Source organism: Embleya sp. NPDC050154, assembly GCF_044460165.1.
Classification (GTDB): Bacteria; Actinomycetota; Actinomycetes; order Streptomycetales; family Streptomycetaceae; genus Embleya.
Window position 1 is genome coordinate 179007 of record NZ_JBITJP010000022.1, and the last position, 11673, is coordinate 190679.

An 11673-nucleotide genomic window follows, 5' to 3' on the forward strand; every position below is an offset into this window, starting at 1 on the left:
GGCTGCTCAACGAGTATCTTCCGCCGGCCCAGCCGGTGATGGATGCGGAACTCGCGGCCGTGCAGCCCGCTGTGGGTCTGCCCGAACAGCCCCGGGCCGCCCGTGGTGAAGCGGACCAGCACGGCGATGACGAGCAGAGCCGGCGCGTGCGGGGTGCCCGGCCTTGTGGCGGTCAGGGCGTATCGCTAACGTCCGCGCATGGCGCTGAAGACTCTGGAGATCAACCAAACGTGGGTCGAACGTATGCTCCGCCTGGCCGAATCTCCGTGGGAGCGGGCCGCGGTGGAGCAGCGCTTCGTCGACTACGGCTGGATGCGGCCCGGCGAGGTGCTCGACTGGTTCGGCGGGGCCTGTGCCCCGCATGTCATCACCGGTTCCGATGACGGGATCGGCTACCGGCTGGAGTTGGAGGCCGCAGATGACTCCGGCCGGCCGGAGATCGTCGGGGTGCGGCTTGCGTGTGCGCTCTTCTGGCCGCCGTCCGGCCAAGAGGTGGATGAGGACGAGGAGGACGAGGAGGACGAGCTCGACGGCGACTACACCTCCGAATGGGTCCGGTTCCCCGACGCCCGCCGCGAAGCCTTCGAAGCGGAGTACGTCCGACTCCGCGCCCTCGTGGCCGCCGAGCTGGGCGAGCCGGACAAGGAGGAGCCCGATGAACAGAGCGACCGCACGGCCCTGTGGCGGCGGCCGGAGTTCATCGTAGAGCTCATCGTCATGGACGACGTCAACACCTACTCGTACTACGACGTGATCCTGCTGCGGGTGGCCCGCGCCTGGTGACGCGGCGGCGTGCCGAGGACGCATGGGTTGCAACGCGAGCCCCTGCGCGCCTTGAACGACCGGAGGGCGGTCGGTGTTCGAGATCGACCCCGGCCAGGCCGAGAGGCGGCCCGCGTCGCGTACGAATCAGCCAGTTCCCCTTGTTCCAGCGCGCGGACCCGCGTCGTGCCGTTCGGCGTCATGGTCGGGGTGCGCGCCTGGGGGTCGACGATGCAGTGTCCGTCGATGAGCAGACGGGCGCATCGTAGGCGGAGGCGGTCGACGGTGGAGACGGTGTCGGGCGCAACGAACCGCTGTCGGCCGTGGCGCTGCACCCTGTCGAGGTCGATGGCGAGGGAATCGAGTGCGTCGGGCTCGGCGTTGCGGACCGGATGATCGAACGCTTCAAGGAGCAGGTGGCGTCGGCGACCAAGGGGGCGGGCGAGCGGGGACCGACGGGGGGAGATCTGAGGGTGCCGCTAGCGTGGCCGCATGGAGCGCAGCCCGCTGGACGAATGGCAAGCAATGCGTCGCGTCGTCGACGGCGTTCGGCGCTACGGCGCGTTCGAAGCGCGGACCTCCACGAAGGCGCTCGCGGCCATTGCCGGCTGCACGATGCCGTTGCTCGCGGCGATGGCGGGGTCGTTCGCGAGTCCGAATCCGGACACGCCGAAGGTGCTCGTCCCGGTTATGGCGGTGCTGCTGGTGCCCGTCGTCGTGTGGATCGTCTGGCTGGTCGTGCCGCGCGTGCGGCTGCGGGTCGACGCGGACGGCATCGCGGTCCGCGGGCGGCGCGTCGTGGCGTGGGAGGACGTGGCCGAGTTCCGGACCGGGATCGCCGCGGGGCGGGCACCGCAAAGCTACGTGCTGGTCGAACGCGCCGGCGCCGCCGGCCCGCTGCCGCCCGTGAAGCTGCCGATTCTGCTCGACGTCGACACGGCAATTCTGCGGGCCGCACTCAACACCCTCCTCGTCGAGCAGCGCGAAGGAACACAGCCCGGCCCCGGACCCGTCCGGCCGCGCCCGAGCCGGCCCTGACGCGGCCCACTGCGCACGTGCTTCCCACACACCGACTCGGACGAACCGGCCTGTGCGATCGAGGCGTTCGTCGCCTACTTGGTCTCGGAGTGACCAGCGTGGCGGCCTCAGCGGAGCTTGCCGGCGCGCCGCCGCGATCACCGCGTTCGCACGCGCTCGGGACTCCGACCGCCACGGGCACGACGTCCGCGCCACCCGCAAGCGCCTTCTCGACCGACCCGGCCCCGCCCGACCCGACCCCGCGTCGTCGTATCCGAGGGGACGATGGATCGCCCATCTTGAGGCCGTCCCACAATCGGCCGTCACCGCCAAGCGCGATGCCATGCTGTCACGACATTCCCGAGGCCCGGATCCTCGACAGCAACGACTACGCGTCCCTCCAGCCGAACTTCCGGGTCTCCTACGTCAACGGGCCCTTCGATTCACCGCACTTACGTATTGCCGGCATCACAGCCGCACAGCCGCTGCCGGATGCGTCGGCCACTGGGTCAGCAACGTCGCCACCGACAGGCGGTACTTCTGCGCGCCTACCATGAACGGCGCAAGCGGAATCTCCCGCTGTGACTGACGAGTCCTTGTCTCGCAGCCACACGCCAAAGACCTACGCACGCCACGCCTCTGCGACATCGAGCGCGCCGTCGAATCAGTCGGGGCCAACGCATGCCTGATCGGCGAAGACGCTCGGGGTGACGACGCTGTCGACCAAGTCCCCCGACGGCCCGAACACGCCTACATCCGAATCCGGTCGGTATCCCCGGAAGTGGAACCGGTTCTGCGCGTTGGTGCGGTTCACGGACCGGTCGTCGCTTGGCTCGTTCGGTGCCACGATCTATCGTTCGGCACGGACGAGAGAGATCGAATTCCGGCGGTGTGATGCGTGGTTACGTCGTTCGAACGGTCACTGCGGCGGTGCTCGGCACCGCACTGGTCGCGATATCGTCCGCCTGCACCTCCTCTTCCGGGCGCGGGCCCGGAGACGCTTGACCCGATCGTTCGGAGGCGCATACCGAATCCGCCTACCAGGGGCCGACGCTGCCGGGTCTCGAGGCGAAGCCCTTGTGGTCCACGGAACTCGCCGACGAGGACGCGGCTCGGCCGAGTCCGCCGATGTTCGCCTTGGGGTCCGGAACCGTAGTCGTCTTCGCACTCTCCAGGCGTGTTCCCGGCGACACACCGGGCCCATCGGATCCCGGAAGCGGCGGGGGCGTTGCCGTCGAGTTGCGCGACATCACCACAGGGAACGTGCGCAAGACCTTGACCTTGGACGGCGTCGTCACGGGCGAGACCTGGCTGGGCAAGCCGGCGATCGTCGTGCGCGGAGAGCGGATCGTCCCCTCCGACGGCCTCACCAAGGAAACTTCCTTCCGAACCGTCCAGGCCTGGGACGAACGCGGCGAGCGGATCGGCGCGGTGGAACTTCCCGGTGGGGGCGAGGCACGGGTCCAGGACGGCTGGATCATCGAACCCACCGGCGTGAGGAACACCTCCGTCAAGGTGCGGCGCGCCGACGACACGGGCCCCGGCCGCGTTTTCACCTGCGAGCCGGGCGACGACTGCTCCTTTTCCACCAGGGGGCGCACGGCCGTCGTCGTCGGCGCGGGCGAGAGCCCGATCCTGGTCGAGGGCACGATTTTCAAGTTCGAGGACGTCAAGGACGACACCCTGGAACGACACCGCAGGCTCGTCGCGTTCGACGCCTCGACGGGCGCGCGGCGATGGGACACCGACACGGTGGAGACACCTGCGAACACCGACCCGCGAGACCTTCGCTCCACCTACGCGCCCGATGTCATCGGTACCGTGAACGGCAAGCTGGTCATCGCATGGATGAAGCACCCTTCCGGCCGACTCGTGGGCCTGTACGACCCGGTCACCGGTGCGCTGACCGCCACAGGCCCCTCCCCGAAGTCGTCCTCCGCCCTGGTCACCGACCCGACGGGCAGCTTGGTGGTCCTGGGCGGCGAAGGTGCCGATACGGACGGTGCACGAAGCACCGCCTGGGAACCGGCATCGGGCCGGACCCTGTGGCAACAGGACGACGACGAGGTCGCGTTCACCCCGTACAGCATCGTCGGCGGCGTCCTGTACGGACGGACCCGGGCTCGTACCGCGATCGCCCTCGACGTGCGCAGCAAGCAGGTCATGGCCCGCGACCTGGACGTCGACGAAGAGCCACTGCCGCTGGGCGCGCACCATGCCCTGGTGGTCACCGGTACCCGGGTGTTCGTCTTCCGGACCCGCGTGGGCTGACGTGCCACGGTTTCGAAGTGGCGGTGTGAGTAGGGACGTTACCGGTGCGGGCCGTCCGCTGCGGTTCGGGAGCGAACCCGGCCTGGGCTGGACGGCCTCGCCTTTCCGGTCCCGCGTGTGCAGGTCGATGTGCACCCGGGCAGGCTCGGCGGGGTGACGATCTCGCCGAGTCGAAGAACACCGCAGGTCGGAGGCCGCAGCTCGCCGGATGTGCGAAGCGGCTGAGGATATGCCACGACTCTGAGACTGAATCGGCGTGCCATCGCCGGGAGACAGCGAAGAAGTCGCTGGTCAGAAGACCGGCTCTTGCCACGGGCGTTGAGACTCCACAGCACGGACGAAGCTCCCACCGGTGCCGGGCCGGCAGGCCGGGCGTCGGTGTTCGGGACGCTTGCGAGGGTCGGCCGTCGTCATCGTGCGCGCTTCCCTCCGTTTCCGCGTACTCGAGGGCGCCGCCCCCCCCGGCGCCGATCCGCGATGCCTTGTGTCCGACGAACGTGAACGGCCGGGCACGGTCACACGAGGTGAACCTGTGCCCGGCCTGCTCCCGCGACGACCCCGGCGGGCAGCCGGTGCTTCCGGGTTTTCGGCTGCTGTGTGCGGGGCGGACGACCGAGGCCCACACGGACCTGATGGCAAACCACCTCCGGCCGGGAAACGGCCTTCGGTCGTCGACTCGGACGGGACTGCGACTCCGGACGGTGGGGCGGTTTCGAACCTGCACCACACCCGCGCTCGGCGTGGACCGCCCCGTGCCGGGGTCGCGGCGCCTCGGTCTTACGTGCGGTCGTGGATCGTCTTGTGGATCCAGTTCTTGTACGCGGTGTCGTTGGTGTACAGGCCCGGGCCCGTCGCGCAGCCGGGTTTGCCGTCGCCGTCGCCCGAGGTGGTGCCGATCAGCTCCCACCGGCCGGCGCGGTTCTTTTGGATCTGCGGGCCGCCGGAGTCGCCGAAGCAGGCCATGGCGTTGAGCTTGCGGCTGACCGTGCACAGGCGGGTGGCGTCGGTGCGGCCGTTGCACTCGGCGCTGGTGCCCAGACGGGTGTCCAACTCCTGGAGCCGGTTGGGGAAGACCGCGTCCTCGAGCCTGTCCGGGTCGACGATGGTGCCGAAGCCCAGGAGCCGAGTCGGCGTGCCCACCGGCCCGGCCTGCTTGGCGAGTTTGATCGGCTTCTCCTTGACCGGCCGGTCCAGGCGGATCAACGCGAGGTCGTTCACGTTGTAGCCACCGTCGTCGGCCGGCTGCGAGTAGCCGGGGTGCATCACGATCCTGTCGATGCCGCGTACGGTGCCGCCCTGTGTGCGGTTCTCGCTGCCGATCCGTACCGTCCCGGCCAGTTCGATGGGCAGATCACGGTCGACACAGTGCGCCGCGGTGAGGACCCATTGCCGATCGATCAGGGTGGCCCCGCACCCGGCGTCCACGCCCCCGGCCGTCATCGGGACGTAGGCCATGAACGGGTAACTCTCGGTCGAGTCCCGCCCGTTGACGATCGCGCCGGCACTGCCGGCGAACGCCGTGGAGCCGAGCACGAGTGCCGCTCCGGTGGCCGCGATCGCCTTGGCGACCAGTCCGCGCCGGCGGCGCGGGACGGGGCCGGTGTCGGCGGTGGAACGCGAGGCGGATGCGCGCATGTAGAGACCTTTCGTGGAGGCAGGGTCGGCCGCGCGAGGGTGCGGCGGCCGTACCCGGGCCGAACGTCTTCCGCGTCCGGGCCCGTGCGGTTCATCCTCGGCGCGGCGCTCCACTGGAAACAGTCGCTTCGATGTCATCCTCGGATAGATTCCGGACAGGCCGGTGACCGCGGTACTCAAGGCCATCGACCGGTTCGATTCCGCGTTCGGCACCGGGTCCCCCACCTTCGCCATCCCGACGATCTCCGGCGAGATCAATCGAGGCGGAGCTCGCCGCGAGCGGGGCGCGAGCGCCGCGCTCGGCCGACGTCCCGCGTTCTCCCAGTGCGTGGGAATCAGGGCCGCAGCGCGCCCGTGTCGCGCGTCTCGGCCGGGGGTGCCCCGCTGTGACCCGCGCCGATGGTTGGTGCCCCGTTCGTGTGCCGGGGGTTCGGCGGGCCGACCGTATCGCCCCTCACAGTAGGGTCTTTCCGGCGGATCAGGCTGAGCGTGATCCGCCGGATGCTGGGATGACTCAGGCGATGGAGAACTGAGCGATGTATTCGGCGAACGGTGGGATTCCCACTTCTGTACGGCGCTCGTCCATGCGCTCGGGCTCCTCGCAGGGCCACGGGGTCGGCGAGCCGTCCTTCACGCCGGCGATCTGCGTGCCGTTGGTGTCCTCGCACCACCCGCTCGAGATCCGGGACATGGGTACCGAGCTCGCCCGCCTGCGCGCCGAGGCACCGCGCCGAGGCACACTGCGGGACGGTCGATGAGTGACCAGCCCAGGCAGCGGCATGCGCCACGCGCGCGTGGCGAGCGAACAGGACCCGCCGTGGACGGCATTCGAGGGCGGAACCCGGTGGGTCAACTCGTCCAGGTTTTGAGTTGGGTGGCGACCTCCCGCACCGGGAGGCCTTCGCGTGCCGCGTGGGCCAGGGGGAGGACGGTGTCCAGGCCGGGGCTCACCGGGAGACCGCACGCGGCGAGGTAGGCCGCGGTGACGGTGGCAGCGAACAGCAGGTTCCTCGTCTCCAGGCTCGGGTTCCGGGCGAGTTCGCACAGGAGCGCGGCGGCTTTGTGGTGGGGCTCGGGGTAGACCTCGTGGTCGAGGACCTCCGCGCGGTGGCGTGCGTCGGCCGCGATCGGCACGCCGTAGTCGACGACCTGGGGGTCCCCGGGGATCTGCTGGGCGACGGCCAGGATCCAGGCGAGGTCGATCCGCAGGTTCACGCGGCGTCCCGCGGCGCGGTCGGCGCCGACTCCGCCGCAAGGCCCGGGTAGCGATCCTCGCCGAACTCCGCCTCGAACCGGTCGGCGTACGCCGCCAGGAACGTCGCGGCGCCGGCCATGAACGCGGCGCGCGACTCGTTCACGTCCTGCTCGATCAGATCGGCCACGTATCCCTGCAGGCTCAGCCCACGGCGCTTCGCCCGCTCCTCGGCGGCGGCCTTGACGGCCTCGTCCAGCCGGATGTTCGTCTGCTTACCCATGCCCACAAGCATAGCTATATGCGGGTACCGGCGACTAGCGCGTGAGCGGTGGCGGTGGATGGACCACGTCAGCGCCTGGACGAGGGGCGGGCGGCCGGTGGCGTTGATCGCCGCGCCGTACGGTGTCGACGACGAGGAGCGGGAGGAACTCGCCGCCTGGGTCGGGGACTATCCCCGGCTCTCGCTCGCCTACGGAAGGGGCTGGTACGGCTTCGACACCACCCAGGTCCCGCTGTCGAGGTCGGACCGGATCCCCGTCGTCGAACCCGCGTAGCCGTGGCCGAAACCGCCTGCGGCCCGAGGCGGTCACTGGCGGACGGCCGGTCGAGGCGGCGAAGGTGGGACGCATGACGACGAACAACCACCACCAGGACAAGGACAAGCCCCCGGTGGCCGGCGGTGCCCGCTCGGCGCCGCGTCCAGCCACCCGTGCGGCGGCCCCATCGGTGACGACGGCGCGCCGCTGCTCGGTTGGGTGGCGGCCTGCGGCGGAGCGGAGGACAGCCTGCCCGGGTGCGGCGTGCATCTGGGCGAGGTCCTGGTGGTCTGGGATCCGGGGGAGTGGTACGGGATTTCGTCCACCGGCGCGAGCCCCGAGGTCACCGCTGTGGTCGGGCGGTTCGCCGATCGGGTCGCGGCCGAGGTGGACGTGGCCAGGCGGATCGTGGCCGTGACGGACCCGGACGCCGCCGAGGACCCCGTGTGGCCGGTCGATGCGGTCGAGTTGGCGCGGGCCGTGCGATGCGTGAACGAGGCGTTCGCCAAGTCCCATGGTTGACCGCAGGCGCGGGAACGGCGCCGGGCGGCCTGCGGTGGCATCCGGGGGCATTGCCGCAGCCGGACCGGCGCGGCTGGACCGGAGTCGACGGCCAGCGTTTGGAGTCGATTCCCGGCCCGGGCGCGGGTCCACCGGCGATCCGCGTCCCGGGCGGACGTGTCGCGGATTGGCGCGACGGCGGCCTGGCCGCCGATCTGCGTGGCCTCGGCCGGACCGGCGAGCAACTGCGCGTCGCGCACCGCGAGGCGACCGCGGCCACCGCCGCGCTGCTCGCCCTGGCCGGCCTGCGCTCGCTCGCTCGCCTGGTCCCGCCGCCCGCCGCCGTCGAGGACCCGGCCGGCCTCGTCATCGACGACGAGCCGGCCCCACTGGCCGCCGCCGAAGTCGGGACGCCCGGGCGGGCGCTGGACCACCTGGTGGCCCGCGGGACCCCGCCCCGCAGGAATGGGTCCTAGCCTAGGGCTGCTCCGCAGAAGCTCGTGGAGAGGTGCCGAAAGGCGGGTCTGGACACCTCGGGTGTGTCAGGCGAAGGAGAAGTGCGCGGCGGCTTCGGCAGGCGTGGTCGCTTGGCGACGTCCGGGGACATCGTGAACGGTGGTTGCGCCCTCGGAGCGGAGCTGGTCGGCACTGGCGTCTCGGGCCATGGCCGCGGCGTAGGCGTGGACGTCTGCGGGGGTGAGGTCGGTTCGGCCTCGCTCGGTGTACTGCTGGAGGAGGTCGGTGACCTCCGGGTTGAATCGCAGCATGGTCACCGGGGCGTTGAAGCGCCTGGCGATGGCGATGAGTCGTGCGCGTGCCTGCGGGGTGACGTTCGTCGACTCGGCGACTGCGCTGCGTCCGATGGCGAGCCTGGCAACGATCCTGCGGTCACGTTCCTCGAAGATCCGTGCGTCCGCCGCGTCGGATTCCGCTTGTGCGGGTGAGGTGCCGAAAAGCTCCGCGCGGATCCCGTCGCTGGACACCACGGCTTCCGCGTCGATCTGCCCGCTATCGATCAGCGCCCGACCGAAGCTGGTCTTGCCCGAGGCCGGCGGGCCGACGAGGACGACGAGTCCTGCCGGCACCCGGATGGTCGGTGCGAGAGTGTCGAGGTAGAGGTCGCCTGCGCAGTCGAGGGCTTCCTCCGGGGAGCCGACCGGCAGTCCGCTGGGCAGGATGTTGTCCCGGTAGCTGTCGTTGCCGGCCAGATAGAGGGCGAAGCCCCAGGTATGCAGCACACCGGTGAAGCGCAGTCTGCACAGCGGCAGACTCTCCCCACCGGGCAACTCGGCTGCCACGTAGGCGAATCCTGCGCGAAAGCGGACCGCGATGGCGTCCACGTGGGGCCAGCATACGCGGGCGTGGCGGTTCAGACGCCGGCGCAGGTGGTGCTGCATCGATTCCGGCGGGTTCTTCGGCACGGGCCCATCCTGCCGGGTGCATTCGTGTCGGTCGACCCTCGCGATCGAGATGTCCATCCGCGACGACTGTGACGCGGACGAGTTGATCCGGTCGCTCGGCGGCGGATGAAGAACGCCCTGCCGACACATCCCCTACACACAGCCGTGTCGCAAGCGTCACGGTGCGCGTAGGGACTCATCCTCACGCCGGCGTGCTCGCTCGGCGCCGTGCCCGGTAGGCGGTCGCCCTGCAGGCGGCCCGGTCGTACAAGGCGTCGCGGCGGCGTGGGTGGCCCGGGATGAACAGCCGCCCGCACACCGGGCAATCGACCGGGACCCGATCGCGTTCGCCGCGTAGCAACGCGGCGCGGATCTCGGCGTATTCGTCGAAGGCCCGGCGTCGCCGGCGGGCCCGGGCCGCGCAGGCGTTCGAGCAGTACACCGCGTCGGATCGGACCCCGCCGGACAGCGGGCCGCCGCAGTGTCCGCATCGCCGCGCGGGCCCGATGCCCGCCGGCGCCGACGGCACGGCCGCGGTCACCTCCGCCCGGACCGGGACCCGTCCGGCCCGGTCGACCGGGCCGCCGACGACTGAGCCCTCGGAGCCCAGCCGCTCTTGGCCGTCCTGCTGCCCGGGTTCCTCGCGGCCGCGGACTGGACCCGCGACGCGGCCGCCGACGTGACCGGCGTCCGGCCGCCGCTCTTACCGCCGCCCTTTCCACCGCTCGACTTGCCCATGGCGATCACCTCACCTCCATCCTCCGACCGCCTACGTCCCGCCGCACCCCACGCCGACGAAGAACTTCACAGACGCACCGAACATGTTGACCGCAGCGAAAGTGACAGTCGTTCTCGTCACCGAGAAATGTCAGTGGCGGTTTCGCTGCGAACAGAGGCTGCCGGGTGCATCCGGTCGGGCCCGGGCCTCAAGGCTCGGGCCCGTGCTCGGAGCGGACGTTGGTGGTGTCGCGTTACCTCCCGGTTGTCGGGCTGTAGCTCATGTCCTGGTCCTTGTTGACGAGGTCGGCGTCCGTGGGGACGACGTAGAAGCCGTTGGTGGGGACGTGGGCGACGAGGCTGATCGAGTGGGCGCGGGTCACCTGGGCGTACGCCCGGGCGAGTTCCGCCAGGGGTGCGGACGCCTGGCCCGGTTGTGTGGCGGCGAGGTGTTCGGCTTCGCGTCCGATGGCTCGCAGGAGTTGGTCGCGGGCTTCGGTGGCGGCGGTGGGCAGCTCGGGTGTGGTGGCGTTCGCGAGGGCCTGCCGGGCTTCTTCGCTGAGGGTCACCTGGAGGGGTTCCGACTTGCTGGTGGTCACGGCTACTCCTTGGTCGGGTCGGGATCGGCCCCGGTGGGTGAGGCCGTCGACTCCGAGATCATCCAGGGTGCGGCTACGGCGTGTGCCGTCTCGGTCACGATTGGCTGGTAGCTGCGGATGGTTGGCGTGGAAGGCCCGCACCGTTGTTCCCGGTGACGGCGAACGGCCGATCGGCCACCCGGATTCACTGACATTTCCCGTGGCCAACTCGCTGACACTTGCCGGCGAAACCCACTGGCACCTCGCCGTCCGACAACTTTCGTGGCGGACGAGATCGTGGTGTCCGCGGTGAAAGTGACAGTCGTTCTCGTCACCGAGAAATGTCAGTGGCGGTTCGCGGTCGTCGCGGCCGCCGTGGTGTGTCCCGTTGGACCCGGGCCCCAAGGCTCGCGGGCGTGCTCGGGGCGGACGTTTGGCGGTGTCGCGTTAGAAGTCGTTTCATTTGGGGTGTTCGCTATTCTGGCGGGTGTGACGACGCTTGTGGAGCGGCTGGTGCCGGACGAGTTGTGGGAGTTGTTCGAGCGGGTGGTGCCGTCGAAGCCGACCCGACCGCAGGGTGGTGGTCGACGGCGGTACGGGGATCGTGAGGTGTTGGCCGGGATCGTGTTCGTGGCGACGTCCGGTTGCACGTGGCGGCAACTGCCGCCGGTGTTCGGCGCCTCGTGGCAGACCGTCTACCGCCGGTTCGCCGAGTGGAGCCGTGCGCGGGTGTGGGCCAAGCTGCACCGAGTCCTCCTGGACGAACTCGGCGCGCGAGGCGCGCTGGACTGGTCGCGATGCGCGGTGGACTCCGTGAACATGCGGGCCCTCAAAAAGGGGATCTGACGGGTCCGAATCCTGTGGATCGGGGGAAGTACGGGTCGAAGATCCACCTGCTGACCGAACGCACCGGTCTGCCCCTGTCGATCGGGATCTCGGGAGCCAACACTCACGACAGCCAGGCCCTGATACCCCTGGTCGAGGGCATCCCGCCGATCCGTTCCCGCCGCGGACCACGTCGCCGCAGGCCTGCCAAGCTCCACGGCGACAAGGCGTACGAT

At 70.4% G+C, this 11673-nt stretch carries 13 protein-coding genes and 1 pseudogene; 8 read left to right on the forward strand and 6 right to left on the reverse strand.

What is annotated here, in order from left to right; translation table 11 throughout:
* Positions 1 to 198: 198 nt before the first annotated feature.
* From ACIBSV_RS36840 to ACIBSV_RS36850, 3 genes are all read left to right on the forward strand, one after another.
* The gene (locus tag ACIBSV_RS36840) at positions 199 to 783 is read left to right on the forward strand and encodes a hypothetical protein (RefSeq protein WP_395871009.1); all 585 of its coding nucleotides are present in this window, start codon (positions 199 to 201) and stop codon (positions 781 to 783) included.
* A 471-nt stretch (positions 784 to 1254) separates the two neighbouring features.
* Entirely contained in the window at positions 1255 to 1800 is a 546-nt protein-coding gene (locus tag ACIBSV_RS36845; protein WP_395870971.1) for a hypothetical protein, read from the forward strand.
* A 1242-nt stretch (positions 1801 to 3042) separates the two neighbouring features.
* A complete protein-coding gene (locus ACIBSV_RS36850) occupies positions 3043 to 4050 on the forward strand; it encodes a PQQ-binding-like beta-propeller repeat protein (RefSeq protein WP_395870973.1) in 1008 nt (335 codons plus the stop codon).
* A gap of 777 nt (positions 4051 to 4827) precedes the next feature.
* On the opposite strand, the gene ACIBSV_RS36855 is transcribed toward ACIBSV_RS36850, so the two are convergent.
* Positions 4828 to 5685 carry a S1 family peptidase gene (locus ACIBSV_RS36855; RefSeq protein ID WP_395870975.1) on the reverse strand — a complete coding sequence of 286 codons (858 nt, stop codon included), beginning with the start codon at positions 5683 to 5685 and terminating at the stop codon, positions 4828 to 4830.
* Positions 5686 to 6269: 584 nt separating this feature from the next.
* Here ACIBSV_RS36855 and ACIBSV_RS36860 point away from each other — a divergent pair.
* On the forward strand, positions 6270 to 6443 hold the full coding sequence (locus ACIBSV_RS36860; protein ID WP_395871011.1) for a hypothetical protein: 174 nt from the start codon (positions 6270 to 6272) through the stop codon (positions 6441 to 6443).
* 91 nt (positions 6444 to 6534) lie between these two features.
* Here ACIBSV_RS36860 and ACIBSV_RS36865 read toward each other — a convergent pair whose 3' ends face one another.
* Both ACIBSV_RS36865 and ACIBSV_RS36870 read right to left on the reverse strand, forming a co-directional pair.
* Complete coding sequence (locus ACIBSV_RS36865; protein WP_395870977.1) at positions 6535 to 6900, reverse strand: hypothetical protein; 366 nt, start codon at positions 6898 to 6900, stop codon at positions 6535 to 6537.
* Positions 6897 to 7160 (reverse strand): hypothetical protein, encoded by a 264-nt coding sequence (locus ACIBSV_RS36870; RefSeq protein ID WP_395870979.1) that lies wholly within the window; start codon positions 7158 to 7160, stop codon positions 6897 to 6899. Before ACIBSV_RS36870 ends, ACIBSV_RS36865 begins: the two co-directional genes overlap by 4 nt.
* A gap of 58 nt (positions 7161 to 7218) precedes the next feature.
* Between ACIBSV_RS36870 and ACIBSV_RS36875 the strand changes: the two genes are divergently transcribed.
* From ACIBSV_RS36875 to ACIBSV_RS36885, 3 genes are all read left to right on the forward strand, one after another.
* On the forward strand, positions 7219 to 7434 hold the full coding sequence (locus ACIBSV_RS36875) for a hypothetical protein (RefSeq protein WP_395870981.1): 216 nt from the start codon (positions 7219 to 7221) through the stop codon (positions 7432 to 7434).
* Positions 7435 to 7680: 246 nt separating this feature from the next.
* Positions 7681 to 7938 (forward strand): hypothetical protein, encoded by a 258-nt coding sequence (locus tag ACIBSV_RS36880; RefSeq protein ID WP_395870983.1) that lies wholly within the window; start codon positions 7681 to 7683, stop codon positions 7936 to 7938.
* The gene (locus ACIBSV_RS36885; RefSeq protein WP_395870985.1) at positions 7935 to 8393 is read left to right on the forward strand and encodes a hypothetical protein; all 459 of its coding nucleotides are present in this window, start codon (positions 7935 to 7937) and stop codon (positions 8391 to 8393) included. The genes ACIBSV_RS36880 and ACIBSV_RS36885 overlap by 4 nt, the downstream gene beginning before the upstream one ends.
* 66 nt (positions 8394 to 8459) lie before the next feature.
* Here ACIBSV_RS36885 and ACIBSV_RS36890 read toward each other — a convergent pair whose 3' ends face one another.
* From ACIBSV_RS36890 to ACIBSV_RS36900, 3 genes are all read right to left on the reverse strand, one after another.
* A complete protein-coding gene (locus tag ACIBSV_RS36890) occupies positions 8460 to 9395 on the reverse strand; it encodes an AAA family ATPase (RefSeq protein ID WP_395870987.1) in 936 nt (311 codons plus the stop codon).
* A gap of 124 nt (positions 9396 to 9519) precedes the next feature.
* Positions 9520 to 9846, reverse strand: a complete 327-nt coding sequence (locus tag ACIBSV_RS36895; protein ID WP_395870989.1) for a hypothetical protein — start codon at positions 9844 to 9846, stop codon at positions 9520 to 9522.
* 442 nt (positions 9847 to 10288) lie between these two features.
* A complete protein-coding gene (locus ACIBSV_RS36900; protein ID WP_395870991.1) occupies positions 10289 to 10633 on the reverse strand; it encodes a hypothetical protein in 345 nt (114 codons plus the stop codon).
* A 468-nt stretch (positions 10634 to 11101) separates the two neighbouring features.
* Between ACIBSV_RS36900 and ACIBSV_RS36905 the strand changes: the two are divergent.
* A pseudogene (locus ACIBSV_RS36905) lies at positions 11102 to 11673 on the forward strand (IS5 family transposase); the annotation flags it as partial.